Annotated in this window: 21 protein-coding genes; 9 read left to right on the top strand and 12 right to left on the bottom strand. The window is 50.6% G+C overall.

What is annotated here, in order from left to right; genetic code table 11:
• Positions 1-63 precede the first annotated feature (63 nt).
• Positions 64-1,134 (bottom strand): M20 family metallo-hydrolase, encoded by a 1,071-nt coding sequence (locus ACO08I_RS18635; protein WP_282774328.1) that lies wholly within the window; start codon positions 1,132-1,134, stop codon positions 64-66.
• Between the two features lie 446 nt (positions 1,135-1,580).
• On the opposite strand from ACO08I_RS18635, the gene ACO08I_RS18630 reads away from it, so the two are divergent.
• From ACO08I_RS18630 to ACO08I_RS18615, 4 genes are all read left to right on the top strand, one after another.
• On the top strand, positions 1,581-1,751 hold the full coding sequence (locus tag ACO08I_RS18630) for a winged helix-turn-helix transcriptional regulator (RefSeq protein ID WP_282774329.1): 171 nt from the start codon (positions 1,581-1,583) through the stop codon (positions 1,749-1,751).
• Entirely contained in the window at positions 1,748-1,849 is a 102-nt protein-coding gene (locus ACO08I_RS18625) for a hypothetical protein (RefSeq protein WP_345894594.1), read from the top strand. Before ACO08I_RS18630 ends, ACO08I_RS18625 begins: the two co-directional genes overlap by 4 nt.
• Positions 1,850-2,182: 333 nt before the next feature.
• On the top strand, positions 2,183-2,509 hold the full coding sequence (locus tag ACO08I_RS18620; RefSeq protein ID WP_282774331.1) for a nucleotidyltransferase family protein: 327 nt from the start codon (positions 2,183-2,185) through the stop codon (positions 2,507-2,509).
• Positions 2,481-2,810 carry a DUF86 domain-containing protein gene (locus ACO08I_RS18615; protein ID WP_282774332.1) on the top strand — a complete coding sequence of 110 codons (330 nt, stop codon included), beginning with the start codon at positions 2,481-2,483 and terminating at the stop codon, positions 2,808-2,810. The genes ACO08I_RS18620 and ACO08I_RS18615 overlap by 29 nt, the downstream gene beginning before the upstream one ends.
• A 33-nt stretch (positions 2,811-2,843) precedes the next feature.
• On the opposite strand, the gene ACO08I_RS18610 is transcribed toward ACO08I_RS18615, so the two are convergent.
• From ACO08I_RS18610 to ACO08I_RS18585, 6 genes are read right to left on the bottom strand one after another with little or no spacing between them, the layout of a single operon-like run.
• A complete protein-coding gene (locus tag ACO08I_RS18610) occupies positions 2,844-3,269 on the bottom strand; it encodes a hypothetical protein (RefSeq protein ID WP_421946736.1) in 426 nt (141 codons plus the stop codon).
• Positions 3,242-3,613, bottom strand: coding sequence for a hypothetical protein (locus tag ACO08I_RS18605; protein WP_421946735.1), 372 nt, complete (start codon positions 3,611-3,613; stop codon positions 3,242-3,244). The genes ACO08I_RS18610 and ACO08I_RS18605 overlap by 28 nt, the downstream gene beginning before the upstream one ends.
• Before the next feature lies 1 nt (position 3,614).
• Positions 3,615-4,562, bottom strand: coding sequence for an N-acetylornithine carbamoyltransferase (locus ACO08I_RS18600; protein ID WP_421946734.1), 948 nt, complete (start codon positions 4,560-4,562; stop codon positions 3,615-3,617).
• Between the two features lie 5 nt (positions 4,563-4,567).
• A complete protein-coding gene (argC, locus tag ACO08I_RS18595) occupies positions 4,568-5,536 on the bottom strand; it encodes an N-acetyl-gamma-glutamyl-phosphate reductase (RefSeq protein ID WP_421946733.1) in 969 nt (322 codons plus the stop codon).
• Positions 5,529-6,740, bottom strand: coding sequence for an argininosuccinate synthase (gene argG, locus ACO08I_RS18590; RefSeq protein WP_282774339.1), 1,212 nt, complete (start codon positions 6,738-6,740; stop codon positions 5,529-5,531). Before argG ends, argC begins: the two co-directional genes overlap by 8 nt.
• A gap of 14 nt (positions 6,741-6,754) precedes the next feature.
• The gene (locus ACO08I_RS18585; protein WP_282774341.1) at positions 6,755-7,336 is read right to left on the bottom strand and encodes a GNAT family N-acetyltransferase; all 582 of its coding nucleotides are present in this window, start codon (positions 7,334-7,336) and stop codon (positions 6,755-6,757) included.
• A gap of 367 nt (positions 7,337-7,703) precedes the next feature.
• Between ACO08I_RS18585 and ACO08I_RS18580 the strand changes: the two genes are divergently transcribed.
• Positions 7,704-7,967, top strand: coding sequence for a DUF202 domain-containing protein (locus ACO08I_RS18580; RefSeq protein WP_044219507.1), 264 nt, complete (start codon positions 7,704-7,706; stop codon positions 7,965-7,967).
• A 225-nt stretch (positions 7,968-8,192) separates the two neighbouring features.
• On the opposite strand, the gene ACO08I_RS18575 is transcribed toward ACO08I_RS18580, so the two are convergent.
• Positions 8,193-8,939, bottom strand: a complete 747-nt coding sequence (locus ACO08I_RS18575; RefSeq protein WP_282774344.1) for a hypothetical protein — start codon at positions 8,937-8,939, stop codon at positions 8,193-8,195.
• 471 nt (positions 8,940-9,410) lie between these two features.
• Here ACO08I_RS18575 and ACO08I_RS18570 point away from each other — a divergent pair, with 471 nt between their 5' ends.
• The gene (locus tag ACO08I_RS18570) at positions 9,411-10,547 is read left to right on the top strand and encodes a DUF4407 domain-containing protein (protein WP_421946732.1); all 1,137 of its coding nucleotides are present in this window, start codon (positions 9,411-9,413) and stop codon (positions 10,545-10,547) included.
• 3 nt (positions 10,548-10,550) lie between these two features.
• Here the strand turns inward: ACO08I_RS18570 and ACO08I_RS18565 are convergent, their stop codons facing one another.
• Positions 10,551-12,413, bottom strand: coding sequence for a patatin-like phospholipase family protein (locus ACO08I_RS18565; protein WP_282774349.1), 1,863 nt, complete (start codon positions 12,411-12,413; stop codon positions 10,551-10,553).
• A 370-nt stretch (positions 12,414-12,783) separates the two neighbouring features.
• On the opposite strand from ACO08I_RS18565, the gene ACO08I_RS18560 reads away from it, so the two are divergent.
• Positions 12,784-13,293 (top strand): hypothetical protein, encoded by a 510-nt coding sequence (locus ACO08I_RS18560; protein WP_421946731.1) that lies wholly within the window; start codon positions 12,784-12,786, stop codon positions 13,291-13,293.
• A 167-nt stretch (positions 13,294-13,460) separates the two neighbouring features.
• Positions 13,461-15,449, top strand: coding sequence for a GAF domain-containing hybrid sensor histidine kinase/response regulator (locus ACO08I_RS18555; protein ID WP_282774353.1), 1,989 nt, complete (start codon positions 13,461-13,463; stop codon positions 15,447-15,449).
• Between the two features lie 8 nt (positions 15,450-15,457).
• On the opposite strand, the gene ACO08I_RS18550 is transcribed toward ACO08I_RS18555, so the two are convergent.
• Positions 15,458-16,306, bottom strand: a complete 849-nt coding sequence (locus ACO08I_RS18550) for a universal stress protein (RefSeq protein WP_282774355.1) — start codon at positions 16,304-16,306, stop codon at positions 15,458-15,460.
• A 140-nt stretch (positions 16,307-16,446) separates the two neighbouring features.
• Positions 16,447-16,689: a thioredoxin family protein gene (locus ACO08I_RS18545; protein ID WP_044219493.1), complete on the bottom strand. Its 243-nt coding sequence runs from the start codon at positions 16,687-16,689 to the stop codon at positions 16,447-16,449.
• 302 nt (positions 16,690-16,991) lie between these two features.
• Between ACO08I_RS18545 and ACO08I_RS18540 the strand changes: the two genes are divergently transcribed.
• Positions 16,992-17,792 carry a hypothetical protein gene (locus ACO08I_RS18540; RefSeq protein ID WP_044219491.1) on the top strand — a complete coding sequence of 267 codons (801 nt, stop codon included), beginning with the start codon at positions 16,992-16,994 and terminating at the stop codon, positions 17,790-17,792.
• Positions 17,793-18,012: 220 nt separating this feature from the next.
• Here ACO08I_RS18540 and ACO08I_RS18535 read toward each other — a convergent pair whose 3' ends face one another.
• A complete protein-coding gene (locus ACO08I_RS18535) occupies positions 18,013-18,612 on the bottom strand; it encodes an SPOR domain-containing protein (protein WP_282774358.1) in 600 nt (199 codons plus the stop codon).
• Positions 18,613-18,733 lie beyond the last annotated feature (121 nt).

The raw sequence follows: 18,733 nt of genomic DNA, 5'->3' as shown, positions 1-18,733 counted from the left end.
AAAACAACAAAAATAAGCTTTGAGTAGTTTCCAAGCGCCAATTCACGTCAGCAGTACTCATATCTACACCCGCTCCACATACCCCTCCAACAACGCAATATACCGCTCAATCCCTTCCTCCACTTCCACCACCTTGATATACTCATTCGCCGTATGCGAGCGGGCGGAGTCGCCGGGGCCAATTTTGACGGTAGGAAAAGGGCAGAGCGCCTGATCGGAAAGCGTGGGCGAGCCGTAGGTGGACATGCCCAGGGCTATACCCGCCTGCACCAGTGGGTGGCCTTCCGGTATACCGCTGGGGTTGAGGCGCAGGGAGCGGGGCACGAGTATAGATTGTGTGTGAATCTGTAGGTACTCCAGCACCTCGGCATTGGTATAATGCTCATTGGTGCGCACATCGATCACAAAGTCGCAGCGGTCGGGCACCACATTGTGCTGATGACCGGCTTTAATTTGCGTCACGGTAGCCTTCACCGGCCCCAGCAGGCGGCTTACCCGCTCGAAATCGTGCTGTTGGATCCACTCAATATCCTTTAGCGCCAGGTAGATGGCGTTGACGCCCTCATTTCTGGCTGCATGCCCGGCGATACCTGTGACTTCTGCATCAATCACCATCAGGCCGCGCTCGGCTATGGCCAGCTGCATCTGCGTAGGCTCCCCGATGATGCCTACGGCGATTTCCGGCAGTTCCGGGAGCACCGCAGCTATGCCATTCGCACCTGAGATCTCCTCCTCCGCTGTAGCGGCCAGAATGAGGTTGAAGGGCAGGTCTTCCCGTTCGTAAAAGTGCAAAAAAGTGGCGATCAGGCTGACGAGAGGACCGCCGGCGTCGTTGCTGCCCAGGCCGTAAAGCGTGCCCTCTTCCATATCCGGTGAGAAAGGGTCTTTTGTCCAGCCTGCCACCGGCTTGACGGTATCGTGGTGGGAATTGAGCAGTACGTTGGGTTTGGTTTCGTCGTAGTGCCGGTTGAATGCCCAGATGTTGTGCCCTTTTTGGTGCGTAGTTAGGCCTGCATCTTTCAGAAAACGGTCGATTAGCCCGGCCGTCTTCTCTTCTTCGCGGGAGAAAGAAGGCGTGGCGATGAGGGATCGCAGCAGGGCAATGGCATTGGCGGCAAGTGGTGGCGTATTCATATCTTTTGTGGCTAGTTTGACGGTAATTTAAGGGGGATTTGATCAAATTTATGTTCGAAGAGTAAGGGTAGTGTAGTTAGAATTGCCCGAATCAGACGGGCTTGTTATCTGTCTCATTTAGTACTGAGTCTTCAGTTAGTCATTGTAGACGTTGTTGTTGTGACTCTATTTGAATGGTACTAATGCTAAATTAATATATTAATATGAGGTATCAATCCTTACCTATTGCTGTTTTAGACCGTGTTGGGACTTTAGTAATCGGTCTGCAAACTACACTTTTTTGCTTATACTTCGCCCCGAAAATCCTCATCCGTACGGACTCCGGTTTTCGGCTCTTGTCTAAACAAAAAATTGTTAGTTTTCGACTAGAAGACCAAAATCCCAACACGGTCTTAGCCCCCTAATAGATCAGACTCGATTACAGATCAAAAACTGTAACTTTGATCATGGCGCTGTGGCGGCTAAAAGACAAGGTCATGCGCTACAGCGAGTTGAAGCGAAGCATCCCGCACATTACCGACAAGATACTCACCTCACAGCTAAGGGAGCTAGCGGAGGGCTTCGTTAACCCGGGAAGTATACGCAGTATTGCCCCCCAAAAGTGGAAAATTCAATGACAGAGAAAGGCAAAACCTGCATCCCTATTATCCATGCCATACGGGACTATGGCATATATTTGATTAAGGAGGCGGGGATTGAGCATGACTTTAAATAAGCAGGTGGCAGATAATGGATTGAATTCCTGCCTGCGAGCAGAAGCGGGAACTGTTTGGTGCCGCTAGCTGTTCTTAAGCAGTATGTTATCGTCTAATATCCAAAGCATAATCAACTTCTTATGTCAACTGAAGACCGCTTAGTTCTGGATTATATGGCAATGCTACGCCACCTGAATATTGACCTCCGCCTCAGGCTTATTGCGGAGCTCACGGAAAGTATTCATGTAGATCAGTCCACAAACAAACGGAATGATCATGAGTGGAAAGATTTATTTGGGGCTTGGAGTAATATAGACGATAGCGTAGAAGAACAAATTAAAAGAGGTTAAGAGATGGGTATAGAATTAATTCGCAAACAAAGTGAAGTACTGGAAGAGGTGTGCTCATTGTTTGAAGTCGATGAATTATCTGTTTTTGGGTCGATTTTAACTTCTAAATTCAATCCAGAAAGCGATATTGATTTTGTCGTCTCTATCTCTTCAACTGATCCTATCGAATACGCAGAAAACTACTTCAATCTGAAGTTTGAGCTAGAAAAAATATTTGAAAGAAAGATTGATCTGCTGGAAGAGCGTTCCATTAGGAATAAAGTTTTCAAAGGTTTAGTGAACAAGCAAAAAGCCATCGTTTATGCAAGAGGAAATAAAGGTATGGCTTGAGGATATTGAAAAAGCGATTGCTGAGATAAATGATTTCCTTCCCAGCTCAGGCACGTATACAGAATTTGAAAAAGACATCAAGACCAAAAGAGCTGTAGAACGAAATATTGAAATCATTGGCGAAGCTATGAGCCGAATTTTAAGGGTAGAGCCAAATATCTCAATCAGTAACTCCAGAAAAATCGTAGATACTCGAAACCGGATAATTCACGGATACGATTCCGTCTCAGATGAGGTGCTTTGGCTTATCATTACCCGCTACCTTCCTATTCTGGAGAAAGAGATCAGGAAGATTAAATAAATAATGGTATGGATGGGGAACAAGACAGATGGATTAGTCAACCACCTCCGTACCCCCACCAGCCTTCAATCCCGCCAAATCCGCAATCACCGCCCGCTTCGCCCCCGCCTGCACCGCCCGGAAGGCGTTATCCAATTTAGGCACCATGCCGTCTACGATCACACCCTCTGCCCGGTAGGCAGCGTAGCTGTCTGGGTTTAAGGACGGGATGAGGGATGCCGGGTCTTTGATATCCCGCATCACACCGGGCTGCTCAAAGCAGTACTGCAATTCCACCTCGTGATAAGGTGCCAGCCCTGCAGCAAGGGAAGCGGCAATGGTATCTGCATTCGTATTGAGCAGCTGTCCCTGCCCATCGTGGGTGATGGCGCAGCAGACGGGGACTAAGCCTGCTCTCAGTAAAGCCTGTAGTTGCTCCGCCTGCACGCTGATTACGTCCCCCGCATAGCCGTAATCCACAGCTCCGCCCCGCCGTTTTCCGAAAGGATGATATTGGCATCCGCCCCGCTCAGCCCGATGGCCGGGCAGCCGAGAGCTTGCAGTTGGGCAACGGTGCGCTTGTTTTCCAGGCCGGCGTATACCATCGTCACCACCTCCAGCGTGGCCTCATCGGTAAGGCGGCGGCCTTCGTACATGCGCGGGGTGATGCCCAGGGCTTTACTGACTTGGCTGGCGCGCCGGCCTCCGCCGTGTACCAGGATTTTATGCCCCGGTAGCCCGTGGAAGTAATCCAGGCAGTCGCTGAGGGCTTCGGGCTGCTGTAGCAGGGCTCCTCCGATTTTTAGAATGGTGAGTGTGGACATGTTATTGGCTTTTCAGCAATTCTTTAATCGCCGCCATCGCCGCCCAGGTCCGGTTGTTGCTTTGCTCGAGATGCAGGGAGCGCGGGCTGTCGATCACGGCGTCTGCCACCACTACATTACGGCGTACCGGCAGGCAGTGCATAAAACGTCCGTCATTGGTCCCCGCCATTTTTTCCGGGCTGATCATCCAGTTGGCATCCTGGTTTTGCACTTGCCCGTAGGTATGGTAGGGCGACCAGTTTTTGACGTATACGAAGTCGGCTCCTTCCAATGCCTTTTTCTGATCGTAGATGACCGGCGTATCGCCCACAAAGTCCGGGGCCAGCTCGTAGCCCTCCGGATGGGTCAGGCAGAGGTCCACATCGGCAACCTGCATCCATTCGAGGAAGGAATTGGCGACCGCCTGTGGCAAAGCTTTGGGATGAGGCGCCCAGCTCAGCACGACCTTTGGGCGGTGTGCCGGGCGGTGCTCAGCTATCGTCACCCAGTCGGCCAGGGACTGCAGCGGGTGACGGATAGCCGATTCCAGACTGAGGACCGGCACTTGCGCATGCGTTTTGAATTGCTCCAGTATGAAATCCTGATAATCGCGCTCGCGGTCTGTCAGGCTGGGGAAGGTGCGCACACCGATAATATCCGCGTACTGACTGATGACACCCGCCGCTTCCTTCACATGTTCTGCCTTATCGGCATTCATAATGACGCCATCCTCAAACTCGAGTTGCCAGCCCTGACCGGCGTTGTGCACCATCACCTGCATGCCGATGCTGAGGCCGGCTTTCTGCGTGCTCAGGCGGGTGCGGAGACTGGGGTTGAAAAACAAGAGGACCATCGTCTTGTGCTGCCCAATGGAAAGCAGGTCTTCCGGCGGGCTTTGCTTGAGCTCCAGGGCACTTTGGACCAGCGCTGCCGGGTCCGCTACATCGTGTACGGAAGTGAAATGCTGCATAAGGTTTAGAATTGAGAAGGTTTGAGCCGCAGGCCAGCCGCTTCGTCCAGCCCAAACAGCAGGTTCATATTTTGTACCGCCTGCCCGGATGCGCCCTTGAGCAGGTTGTCGATCATGCTGACGATGAGGAGCTTGCCTTCGTGCCAGTCGAGGTAAACGATGCCTTTGTTCGTATTCACCACCTGCTTGAGGTCCGGATTAGTTGGGGAGCAAAATACGAAGGGAGAGTCGGCGTAAAACTCCTCAAACAGCTCTGTGGCTTTTCCAGCTTTCAGGTCCGTATACAGGTAGGTACTTGCGTAAATACCCCTGGGGAAATTGCCCCGCAGCGGCAGGAAATTGATGTCCAGGTCAAAATCGGGCTGCAACATGCGTACGCTCTGCCCAATTTCCTGTAGATGCTGATGCCGGAAAGCCTTGTAGATGGAGATATTATTATTGCGCCAGCTGAAGTGGGTAGTGGCTGAAGGCGCCTGCCCTGCCCCGGTGGAGCCTGTGACGGCGTGCACGTGCACATGATCTTCCAGCAGCCCGTTTTTAGCCAGAGGCAGCAGCGCCAGCTGAATCGCCGTGGCAAAGCAGCCCGGGTTGGCAATACGCGTAGCCGAGCGGATGCGGTCGCGCTGCAGCTCGGGCAGGCCGTATACAAAATCATGGTCTTCGCTTTCCGCCCGGAAGTCCGTGCTCAGGTCGACGATGCGGATGTCCTCCGGCACTTCATTTTCCGAAAGGAAGCTGGCCGAGCGGCCATGGCCCATGCATAGAAAGAGCACATCCACACTGCCATAGTCAGCTTCCGCCTGAAAATTGAGGTAAGTCTCGCCCAGCAGGCTGGTATGCAATGCAGTGACCGGTTTGCCCGCCTGACTATTGCTTTGTACCCAGGCGATTTCAACATCCGGATGATTGATGAGAATGCGGAGCAGCTCTCCGGCCGTGTAGCCCGCTCCGCCTACAATACCTGCGTTAATCATCTTTTGGTGCATTTTGCTGTACGAAATGGTGGATTTTCAGGTTGGTGGAGAGAATTTTGGTGAAGCCTTTGACATCCTCCCCACTCCAGGCTTTGTTCATCTCGCCGTACTGCCCAAAGCCGCTGTTCATCAGGTCGTAATCTGACTGAATGCCGATGAGCTCAAAGCGGTAGGGGTGCAGTTGGACGGTAACGCTACCGGTCACTGTCACCTGTGTTTCGGTCAGGAAAGTTTCGATATTGCGCATCACCGGCTCCAGCAGCTGCCCCTCGTGCAGGAGCATACCGTACCAGTTGGCCAACTGCTCTTTCCAATACTGCTGCCACTTGGTAAGGGTGTGCTTTTCCAGCAAATGGTGCGCTTTGATGATGAGGAGCGGAGCGGCCGCTTCAAAACCCACCCGCCCCTTGATGCCGATGATAGTATCGCCCACGTGCACATCGCGGCCAATGGCGTAGGGGGCTGCCAATTCCTGCAGGGCTTGTATGGCTTCCAGCGGGTGGTCGTAGGAAACTCCGTTCAGCCCGGTCAGTTCCCCCTTTTTGAAGTGGAGAGTGACTACCTGCGGCTCCTTTTGCGTAAGCGGGCTGGGGTAGGCTTCCTCCGGTAGAGTCTGGTCGGAAGTCAGGGTTTCCGCCCCACCCACACTAGTGCCCCATACGCCCTGATTGATGGAGTATTTGGCTTTCTCCCAGGGCCAGTCGATGCCGTGCTTTTTCAGGTAATCAATTTCTTCCTGCCGGGACAGCTGCATATCGCGGATGGGCGTGATGACCTGCAGGTTGTTGCCCAGCACCTCGAAGACCAGGTCAAATCGCACCTGATCATTGCCCGCACCGGTACTGCCGTGGGCTACGGCATCTGCGTCCAGGCTGTTGGCGTACTTGACGGTCTCCAGCGCCTGAAACATCCGTTCGGCACTTACGCTCAGCGGGTAGGTGTTATTTCGGAGCACGTTGCCGTAAATGAGGTAGCGCAGGCATTGGTCGTAATAGGTGGGCAAGGCGTCCACGGCTTTGTAAGATGCCGCGCCGAGCTGCAGGGCTTTCTGTTCCAGGGCTTCCAGCTCTTCCGGGGAGAAGCCGCCGGTATTTACCGTGAGAGCATGCACTTCCATGCCTTTATCGGCGGTCAGGTGTTTTACGCAAAAAGAAGTATCGAGGCCGCCGCTGTAGGCGAGGACCACTTTAGGTGGTTGGCTCATGTTTATTGAAGGGTTTAACGTTGGTTGACAATCATGTTGCTCATATCGTAGGCCATGGCATCTGCTTCCTCTTTGGAAGGCGCAAGCATGGCCGTGCACAGGCACATCCGGCGCTGATTGCGCTCGAGGATGTCGTAGTTAGGGCAGGATTTACAGCCCGCCCAGAAGGCCTCATCCTGTGTCAGCTCCGAGAAGGTGACCGGCCGGTAGCCCAGGTCGGAGTTGATGCGCATGACCGGCATACTGGTGGTGATACCGAACAAGCGCGCCTGTGGATACTTGTTGCGCGAAAGCTCGAAGGCTTTGGCTTTGATTTGCCGGGCCAGGCCGTGCTGCCGGTACTGCGGGAAGACGATGAGGCCCGAATTGGCGACGTAGCGCTCGTGGCTCCACACCTCGATGTAACAGAAGCCGGCTACCTTACCGTCCTGAAGGGCGATAATGGCGTTGCCATTCTGAATTTTAGTACGGATGTACTCGGGCTGTCGCTGAGCGATACCGGTACCACGGGCGCGGGCAGACTCAGCGTACTCGCGGCAGATTTCTTCAGCAAAAGCCTCGTGAGAAACGTCCGCTATCTGGATATCAAACTTCATGTGTCAAATTGATGCCTTTAGCATTTGGTACAGAGACCAAATGGTATTCAGATTGATGAATGCAAAACGTGGTTTTAATTTTCAGCAGGGAAAAGGAAAGGGTAAGCAAAGCTACACCCCGGATGGGTTATATGTTGAGTATACGCCCCTATGGGCGACGTGGGAAGCGTCGACGAGCACCTGCCGGGAATGTCCGCAGGAATAATGGTGAAATGATAATATTTGCTACGTCGTGTTGCATTTAGACATGCAATCTATAGGAGATTTCAAGAAAATGCAAAATTTGCCCGGAAAAAATTAAAATTTGCCCTTTTGTGATCTAGTGCATTGAAGGAAAACAGCCAAAGCCAGAAATTTGCAGCAAAAAATGAGTCAAAAGGCACCCTTGATTACCCGAGATGTTTTGGCCATAGAGCGCACAAGGCTGGCCAATGAGCGTACTTTTCTGGCCTACTTCCGTACTGCGGTAGTTTTCCTAAGTGCAGGGTTCGCTATACTTGAGATGTCAGCGCTGGAAGAAATCCGGCCTCTTGGATGGTTCCTCCTATGCTTGTCCCCTATAATTCTGGCTGTAGGTATTGGGCGGTTGGTCTACATCCGCGCGCACATCAAAAAATACTATCAGTTGTGACAGTGCAGTTGCTTTTTACCGGCACAACCACTATATTTGAAGTACCAAACTACTTTTTAAGGAACAAAAACCTCTGTGGCTGAAAGGCTACAGGGGTTTTGTTTTTGATTTTTAGTCTTTCAAAAGGCGATGATTCATCGGGTGCAGATAAACAAAAAGCCACACCCGGCAACTCCGGATGCAGCTTTTTTATCAGCAAGTCGGTAAAATTCTGATTGAAGTGCTTTATTCCTCAACGTATTTTTTAGGCAGCTCGCCGGAAGCGCTTACCCACTCCTGCAGCGCGTAGGCAAATCCCCGGCCGGAATGTTCTACCTTAGCCAGCAGCCCTTTCTTATTGGCCAGTTTATGCAGGCTCGCGTTAAGCTTGGTCTTGATCTGAGCAGCTCCCAGCTTGATCTCAGGATTTGCCACCCCGATTTTTGTCAGTTCAGAAGTGGTCAGGACTTTGCCTTTGTCTTTAATGCTTTTCAATACAAAGTCATCCCATTCTGACAAACGATAGCCCGGGACATCCTCATTGGCAGGTGTCTCTTTTGCGGTTTGGCTGGCCTTTTCTTTAGCGGCCTTCGGTTGGGTTTCTGTAGTTGCTTTCTTTTTGCTTTTGGAGCCAGGCGGGCGGCCAGGCCCCTTTCCCTTTCCTTTTGTCTTGCCAGCGGCGGCAGGTTTGGCAGCCTTTTTCTCTGTGGTTTTCTTATTCTTAGCCCCTTTTGGACGACCGCGCCCTTTAGTCTTAGGAGCAGCAGCTTTCTCTTCTTTTTCCTTTTTAGGAGCTGCCTCTACTTCCGGTACGTTCACAGTGGCTGTAGAAATTTCCAGCCCAAGCGCTGTTTCCGCTTCGGACAGATAGCCTTCCAGTTCGCTGACCATAGCCTGCGTTTTGACCACCTGATACTGCAGTTTCCTCAAATCGGAATTAAACTTATTAATTAAATCCCTTAGTTCTAAAGGGGATAGCTTTTGAAATTCCATTTTTTGTTTTTTTTATTTCGTTCTCAATTAAAATGCAAAACTAATCAAAACGTTTATTTTACTGCCTTTTTTCTATTAAATTTCAAAATAAAAAAAAACAAGATCAGCACACAACAATGAAGTAACGGAAGGCATTCTAAGTATTGATTTTAACATTGAAGCCTAATTCGTTTTTTTTGAATTTTAAATTTACAACCTGACTGCCTCTCAGCATATCAAAATACAGAGTACCTTAACAATGACCCGAAAGCTTAACCCTAAGCCACAGGCTAAATACCAATTCCGGTTTTTGAAGCTTAGCAAACCATTCACCCGCCCACCAATGAGGAAGATAAAGAGATTTCAGGCCTGTCCATCTTAAAGTCATCCAGCGTTGATCGAAAAAAATGGAGAATTTACCGTGCATAGTGTAAGATTGGGGCATCACAGGGCGTTAATTGCCTGTTGTTCAAACCAAAACACCCGACCACCATGTCAAAGACCAAGGAGTTCCTGCTATATTGCTCCGGAGCAGATACCTCAATTCTCGAAAAATGCCCTTCCGACGAAAATAAATTTATCGGTATTGGCGGCACTGTACTCTTCACCGGCTTGCTGGCATTTTTCTCTGCCGGCTATGCTGTCTATACTGTTTTCGACAATTATTTCTTTGCTTTCGTATTCGGCCTGATCTGGGGTCTGATGATTTTCAACCTCGACCGGTACATCGTAGCCAGTATGAAGAAGCGCGGGACGTTCTGGAAGGACTTCGCTATTGCCTTCCCCCGCCTGCTGATGGCGGTATTGCTTGCGCTGGTCATTTCCAAGCCTTTGGAGCTAAAAATCTTTGAAAAGGAAATTAACGCCGAATTACTGGTAATGGAACAGGAGGTATTTAAAGACCAGGAAGCTACCATACAGAGCCGATATCAGTCGTCCATCCAAAGCCACCTCGACCGCATACAGGGCCTGCAGGCCGAAATCAACACCCAGGCTTCCATCCGCGACACGCTCGCCCTAATGGCCCTGAGAGAAGCAGATGGCACCGGTGGGTCCGGTAATAAAAACCTGGGCCCTATTTACCGCGCTAAAAAGGCCGATGCGGATAAAGCAGAAGCCGAGCTGCAAACGATCAGAATGCGGGTATTGCCCCTTATCGCTGAACAGGAATCAGCAGTGAATGAGCTGGACAGCCTGATGAAAGCGGACATCGCCGGACTGGAGCGGGGCGCTTACGGAGGCATGGCGGCACGTATGGAAGCGCTGCACCGGCTAGGCTCGGAAAGCGACGCCATCTACTGGGCCAGTATTTTCATCATGCTTCTCTTTATAGCCGTTGAAACAGCCCCTATTTTTGTAAAACTCATCTCACCGCGCAGCCCCTATGACTACCTGCTGTACAACTATGAGCATGAGTTCGAAATGGACAACCTTGAAAAAGTGAGCCTGCGCAATAACGCCATGAGGAACAAAGTGAAGTTCGATACCGAAACCAGCATTTACCGGACGCAGCAAGAGATCAAAATCGAAAAAGAACTGACCAATACCTACCTGCGCCGCAGGAAAGAAGCCATCGAGCAAACGCCCGTGGAGTGGGAGCAACCTCCATTCCTCAGAGAAGCAAGTTGATGCTTAGTCAATTGCCTGCAGCCCTTTCAGCACATCTTCCGGCAAAGCCTCGAGCACTTCCTTACCGTGACGATACCCTTCGTCCCGAATATGCTCATAGGCTTTCCAGGAGGCGAACCCAAACTTCTGCACATTGGGATTGAAGTGGATATCGAGGTACTGAATCGTCTCTTTGCGCCGGGCTGTGCTGTACAAGAGCGAGGACTTGGTGATGATGCTGGTCATGGAAGGCATTTTGTACTTTCTCTTTTTTCTTCGGAACTTATCCCGCAGCAACTCCCAGGAGCTCGGGGTTTCATCAAAGTCCAGGGTATAATTTTTATCCGCAAGGAAGTCTACCCCAATAACGGAGCCCGCGCCCATTTTGCGCATTACATCCACAGGGAAGTTGTTGAAGTTGCCCCCGTCAACCAGGAGGTCATCCCCTAATGGAACAGGTGGAAAAACGCCAGGTACCGCCCCTGATGCAGTTAGCAGCTTCACGGCAGAACCACGGGTAAAGACTTCTTCCCGGGCTTTACTGAGATTGCTCACTACAACGTGCAGCGGTATCCAGGAATCAGCCAGGTCAACATCCGGATGGCCAGTCAGGCATTCAATAGCCCGGCTGATCATATCCCGGAACCGCTTACCTTTAATCAGGGAGACCAGTGGCAAGACATTTAGGTCTTTGGTCGGGTTGTACGCGGCTGCCCCTTTCAGGCATTTATCGGTCTGTTCGTAAGTAGTGTCAAAAGAAATCACAGCCGCCAGCATAGCACCCGCACTCGTGCCGCCTACGATATCGACCGGCACGTCCTTTTCCAGAAGGGCCCGGTACACGCCGATATGTGCAAAGCCTTTGGCACCCCCACCTGCCAGGGTCAGCCCGATGGCATTGCCGCACAAACTCCGTACTAAGCGGGGAATATCGCGTGGATTGTCCTGCCGGATGTGAAAATGACGGTGCAGCCACGGGCGCTGATCAAGCCAGTTTACAGTTCCTCTTGGAAAGGGCGCGCCTGCCGGATGTTGCAGGACCAGTATTTTGGGGGCCATCCCTGCTGAGAAGGCTGTTTCCAGTTCCCTCTCCAGAGGCGTTAGTGCAGGCCCGGCAGTAAAGGGCGCCCAAAGCAGCACCTGATCTGCCTGCCGCATGCAGCGGAGTATCCACTCTTTCTGATCCGGCCGGCCGGTAAAGATCAGGAAGTCGTGAGCTGATTCCTGCTCTTCCAACCAGTGGCTTACCCGTTCGGAGGCCAGACCTGCAGAGCGATTCTGCCTTGTCTCCGAGCTGTAGGGAACATCGGCTTCTGTTAACACCCTAACGCTACCAGCTTCCTGAAGGGCACCTTGCAGCGCTTTGAAGTATTGCTTAAAATCTTCGTTTTGATCCTGAGCGAGCAACAGCATAGTGGCCGGGCGTTTCACCTGATGTTGCCCGGCATCATCCCTGCGCAGCCGCTTAATGATGCGTTTGGTAATGCGGTGCCCTAACTGTGGAAAATGCTGAAGGGCCTGAAAGTAAGCCTCCGCAGAGATTTTGATCAGGACGCTGTCCCTTATCGCCATCACACTGGCCATGCGGGGCTCCTCGGAGTGAACGGCAATTTCCCCCACGACCTCTCCCCTTGCTACCTCGCCCAGTACTTCAGATGGGTTGCCCTCTCCGGCAGACCGGCGCAGCGCAAGCAACCGCCCCCGCACGAGAAAGTATACAGCATCTCCCTGATCACCTTCTTCAAAAAGATAATCGCTACCATGCAGCTTGATCCATTGGATGTGAGGCAAAAGAAAATCGAGCAGCGCTTCGTCGAATTCACCGAATATTTCACCCAGGCCTTTATGCAGCAGGTGTTTATCATCCTTTTTTACAGTAGAAAACATAAGCCATCAATTTTAGTCACACGCAATCAATAATCCACAACCTGTAGCATGCACTACAGGAAGGACACTCCCTGCACCGCTCTGGCACAGACAGCTCCGAATTTTCAAGGGGATATTGGTCTGACAAAAATCGATTAGGCCCTGAAAGGGAAGCGTTATTATCGCTTTTTCTGGCCTTTAAGGCGCTTGAACGCAGCCACAATATAATTGTTTTTTGGTAAACGCTAAAACACCCGGCCTCATGGTTTCAAACCATCTGCCAACGGCTACTCTGCTGAGGCTCGATAGCAAAAGTTAAAAACTAGCCCTGATTTTAACTTCCAACCCCCGGTGGGGAGTATCTTTGACAGGAACAACCAAAACAAAACGTATGGATTTAAGTCAGGTTGCTGCCCAGGTTTTACGGCAGGCGGAATACTACCTCCCCCACCTGACCTCCCGGCAATACACCGAACAGCCACAACTGTTGCAGGGCAGCTCCGTGGGGCAACATACCCGCCATTTTATTGAGTTTTTTGAATGCCTGATTGAGCAAAGCCAGCAACCTGCCGGAGAAATTGACTACAGCAAACGACGGCGCTCACCCGAAGTGGAAACCCAGCCTGGCAAAGCCCTTCAAAAAATCGAGTCGGTCTGCACACAACTTTCACTACTGGAAGCGCCTCAACCGCTCCGGCTGCAATGCAATGACCTGCAACATATTGCAGAATCCAGTACCATACCCACTAACCTGGAACGTGAGCTGGTCTACAATATCGAGCACACCATCCACCACCTGGCCATTATCAAAATTGGCCTTGCATTGGTAGCCCCTGAGCTTATCCTCCCGGAAGCATTTGGCACCGCTCCCTCAACGATGGCTTTCAGGGCAATGCGATAGCTCCTTTCTTTTTGCCGCACAACGACTACGCCAAACTTTGTCGGACATTTAAAGGCTAATTTACTTATATTGACGTTAATATCGGCTGGCTTTAACCCTCCCCGTCAACAAATTGAGCTGTTGATGTGTAAAATAGTAAGACCAGCCCGAGCAAATGCACAACCTTTATGTCGCAAAGCCTACCTATTCCACCTAACGAGGAAGAACGCCTCAAAGCACTGGCGTCCTACCAGATCATGGACACCCTTGCCGAAAAAGAGTTCGACAACCTCACCCGTATTGCCTCCCATATTTTTGATGCGCCTATTGCACTAATCACCCTGCTGGACGACGAGAGGCAGTGGTTCAAATCTAAAATAGGACTCGAAGCAGAAGGGACGCCCCGGGAAGTTTCCTTTTGTCAGTATGCCATAGTGGATGGAGAGACGCTTATTGTCAACGATGCTCACGAAGACAAACGCTTTGAGGACAATCCACTGGTAACAGGCAATCCGAATATCAGGTTTTATGCCGGCCACCCCATCACTAATGAGCAGGGGCACAGCCTGGGCACCCTCTGTGTGATTGATGACAAGCCCCGCTCTGCCACGCCAGAACAAATTGAATTGCTAAAGGGCCTGGCAGAGACTGCTATGAGCCTTATCGCATGCAGAAAGATCAATTACCGCCTGGAAATCTACAAGCGCTTCTTTGATGAGTCGCTAAACCTGATGTGCATCGTGGATATGCAGGGCATCTGCAGAGAGATTAACCCCTTTTTTATGAAAAAGCTGGGCTGGGAACAATCCCAACTTCTTTCCAGGCCACTCATGGACTTTTTCCACCCGGACGATCAGGAGCAGGCTTATGCTCAACTGGCAAAGCTTAACGAGGGCGAGCCAGCTGTGGAGTTTGAAAACCGCCTCCGCAAAAAAGACGGGTCTTACATTTGGGTACAGTGGAACTGTCAGCCTGACCCCGCCGCCGGGCAGATGTTTGCCATTGCCTACGACATTACGCCCCTCAAAGAGAAAAACGCAGCCCTTCACGAGGCTATCCACCACAAGGACATCTTCCTTTCCAATATGAGCCATGAGATCAGGACGCCCATGAACGCGATCATTGGGTTTTCTGACCTAATGGAGCGGACCAAGCTCGGGCCCACTCAGCGGGAATACCTGGACGCCATCTCCGTGGCCGGCAATAACCTCCTGGCAATCATCAACGATATTCTTGACCTTTCGAAAATTGAAGCTGGTAAAATTGACCTGGAATCCAAGCCGCTGGAGCTGAAAAAAGTCATACAGGATGCCATCAAGCTCAGCCAGTCCAGGGCGGAAGAAAAAGGACTCCGCCTGAGGGCCAGCCTGGACATGAATGCACCGGAATACATCATGGGCGACCCCACCCGCCTGCATCAAATTCTGGTGAACCTCATTTCCAATGCCGTCAAGTTCACAAACGAAGGGTCTGTAACGGTAGATGTCGAAGTCAAAGACCGGGATGAAGAACATGCAGGCCTGTGTTTTAAGGTTTCCGATACCGGCATAGGTATTTCGGAAGAAGACCAGGAGCGTATTTTCAACCGGTTTGAACAGGCGCGGCAGCCCAAAGAAGTGCTCTTTGGAGGGACCGGGCTGGGCCTTAGCATTGTAAAAATGCTGGTGGAGCTACACGGCGGCCACATTGAGGTAGAAAGCCAGCTGGGCGAGGGAACCACATTTTCCTGCTACCTGCGCTTACCCATTGCCCAATCTCCTGAAAAACCTAAAGCAACCAACGTGGATACCAACTCACCCCTGAAGCTTTCCGGCGTACGGATATTACTGGCGGAAGACAATAAGCTCAACCAGAAACTCGGCTCCTTTGCCCTGAAAAACAACGGCGCCATCGTGGAATTTGCGGAAGACGGAGAAGCTGCCGTCGAAATGGCCCAAAAGCAGGCATACGACATCATACTGATGGACCTGCAGATGCCGAAAATGAACGGCTATAAGGCAACCGAGGAAATTAGAAAAAACCTGAAAGTAAACACACCTATCATTGCCTGCACGGCGCACTCCCTCGTGGGGGAACGAACGAAATGCATTGAGGCAGGGATGAACGATTACATTTCTAAGCCCTATACAGAAGCTGTCCTCATAGAGGTTATTCAGCAAGCCCTTCGTGAAAAGTAGTGCCGGTATTATCCCAGAATGTGGGACGGGATAGACAACAGCGGCATGTTGCAGTGGTACGACATTTCCTTAGCGTGGCTGTACCGGAGCAGTTCCTGGAAGAAGTTGCGCTTATGCGTGACCATCACCAGCACGTCTACCGAATGGGTCTCCATGTACTTGGTCAGCCCCTCCCGGATATCCGTGCTCTCGATTACCTCAAAAGTTGTATTGTCGTAAGCGGGTAGTTTCCCCTTAAACTGATCCATCTCGTGGCGGTAATCTTCAGCATGAGACAGGTCTACATTCACACAGTGTATTTTGGCGTTGAACGGCTGGCAAATTTCCACTACTTTCTGGAAGGCTTCCACCTCCTCGTCCTGATAGTTGACCGCAAAGGCGATATCATCGATCTCTCCGTCGAAAGCTGCCTTTTCAGGAATAGCGAGTACCGGGCAATTGGCATTTTCCAGTACTTCCCCTGCCACACTGCCCATGAAGATTTCTTTCAGCCCCCTTGCACCTGTGGTCCCCATCACGATCATTTCCACTTGTTCCTCATCCGCCACCTTCAGGACGGTTTCCACTGTCCGGCCAGGCTTAAGCAGATGCTGTACGCTAAGAGCGCCAAAGCCCTCCCGCTGTTGAATATTACGCAAAATCGGAATAGAATCCTTGAAATTCTCAAACTCATCCAGGTCATAGCTTTCGTAAAACTCAGAAAGGGTATGGGGCAGGCCTCCACCTCTGACCTCCGGCTTCTGATACACATGGAGGGTAATCAGTTCAGCTTCCATGTTTTTGGCCAGGTGCAATGCATAAATGAAAGCACGCTCTGCAGCCGCAGAAAGGTCGGTGGGGAAAAGGATCTTTTTCATGGTAAGTTGGTTTCTTTTGCTTAGAGCCCAACCAGGAAACCCGGGTGTAGCCCTTTAGGACAACATATAGAAGTATGAACCGAAAATTAGTGAATTTCGGAAAGTTGAATGCGATAAATGCGGGAAATTTTGAGATTACTTTAAATCCTGAGTAAAGATTTGATTTCTTCTACTTCCAGAACCCTGCCGCTCGCTACCACCTGCTCTCCAATTTGCAATGCCGGAATAGCCGTGATACCCAGGTCCATCATCTCCTGAATATCAGAAACTTCCTCTATGCTCACCTCCAGGCCCAACTCTTTAGCGGCCCTTTGCATATTAGCATGCAGATTGCGCGAAAGGTTGCAACCAAGCCCAAAAAGTCGTATTTCTGTATTCGTCATGGCGTTCAATTTGCCTGAGCAGGTAGATTCATGGAATTCGTAAGTAAACCGGGCCGCAGTACGTAAATGAATTCCGTACAGCTTATTTCACGGTTCAAAATTGCAGTAATACCTTTGTTATTCTATTGACATTTGTCAGCCCCCTTTCTGATTTTTCTCAAAAAAGGGGCTACCTTGAGGTATACTGTCAACGATACGATAAATAAAATACCTTACCGATTAGTTCTGGTTTATGGAAGTGACTTTTATCACCCTGCTGTATTTTGCAGCGTTCCTGCGCCCAGCCAAAAGACTATATTTACATGCTTAGATACTTTCTACCCCTATCCTTTCTACTTTTGAGCACTGCGATCTGTTTTGCTCAAGATAAAGAAACCCTGCGCCAGCTGCCTCCGGAAGCTGTTCAGCTTTATCCCACTTTGGAGGATATGGAAGGCTACGCGGTCGGACAGTACAAAGATTACCTGCTCATCTTTGGGGGAAGTATTCGTTCCAAAATATCAGATAACAATTACCAGGATTTCCCCAATCTTGATATTCTGCTCATTGATTTTAATGAAAACCGGGCCAGTGCCTATACCAACGGCAGCTATGAGGGCAGCCTTGGAGAACAGATCAGCGCCACGGGGCTATCTTATTACCAAAATGATGGCCTACTCTATCTGCTGGGGGGCTATGGCTACAGCGAAACGCACAATCAGTTTATCACCTTCCCCTACATTACCGTTATCAACGTGAAGCAAACCGTCCTGTCACTCCTCAATGGCATGGACCCGGTCGCCAGTTTTTACCAGCTTTGCGACGACCGCATGGCTGTTTTTGATGCTGAAATGGACTATAACGGTGATGAGTTTTTCCTCATGAATGGCAAATTCGCGTATAAACTGCGCCCCTTCGCTGACAACCCGCGTTATGTGGAGGAAAAATACAATGAAGAGATCCGCACCTTTAAAATCAGTAAAGACGGGGCAGAATGGCACCTGGAGCATTTTGAGACCTGGTACGACCTTGAAGCCTTTCGGGAGCAGTATGGCACTCTTATTCCGGAACGCATCGAGCAACAGCTGCAACAGCTACAACAATCCAGAAACCTTAGCCAGTGACAATAGTCACTCTTCGCGCTGAGGGAAGTCATTTAGCTGGCCTGAAAACCCCTTTACATTTGTAGTGTAAGCAAAAGAATTGATAGAGATCGATTCAAAGCTAACATGGTCAATTGGGTGTTCAATCATTTTTGCCGGAGTAGCGTAAGTTTTTTGAGACAAAACGATCAACCGGCTATACAGCCGCACTGTCGAATTTTTCAGTGCGGCTGTTTTTTTCCTATTTCTGCTTCACATAAGCTTCCACCCCTTTACCGGAAAGCTCCGACTTTAGAGCCTGGGCACTAGCAAGCCCATCAAAGCGGTCAACTAACGCCACCGCATAACGCCCCCGGTCGAAAAGCTCTACAGAAGCGTTGGCGTACCCCATCCCTTTCAGTTTGCTGACCATCTCTTCGGCATTATTCCGGTATTTAAATGTGCCGGCCAGCACCATATATTGCCCACTGGCGACAGAACTGAAATCCGGTTTTATACGGCCGTCTTTTGCAGGGCCCCGGCTGGAGGATGTCTGCAGATCGCTGTCTGCATCTTCATAGTTAGGCGCATCCTCTTCCGCTATGGCCTGATCGCCTTCACCTGTATTGTCAACGGCCGCCCCGCCTTCATCATAGTAGCCATCATCAAAGGTGGCTGTCGTATCTTCCGGATAGTACTCCTCTTCTGCGTATTCGTCCTCTGGATCCGAAACCATTTGATCTGCAGTAGCCGGGGCTTCCGGACTGCTCCCCAGCAAATTGGTGGTCATGTAGATCAGGTAGACGAGCGCAGCTACGCATACAGCAACAATAGCAATGGTCACATAATCGAGTCTTGACATAGTGGAGTTGGTGTTGTTTGGTGATGAAAATAGGTAAATTTTACTAACTACTGTTAAATCTGTGCATAAGCTCAACTTTTAACAGCTAACATGCAATATCTAAACGCTCTAATGGGTTAAT

It is taken from the genome of Phaeodactylibacter xiamenensis (assembly GCF_965229835.1).
Lineage (GTDB): Bacteria > Bacteroidota > Bacteroidia > Chitinophagales > Saprospiraceae > Phaeodactylibacter > Phaeodactylibacter xiamenensis.
This window is presented reverse-complemented; position numbering and strand designations above follow the sequence as displayed.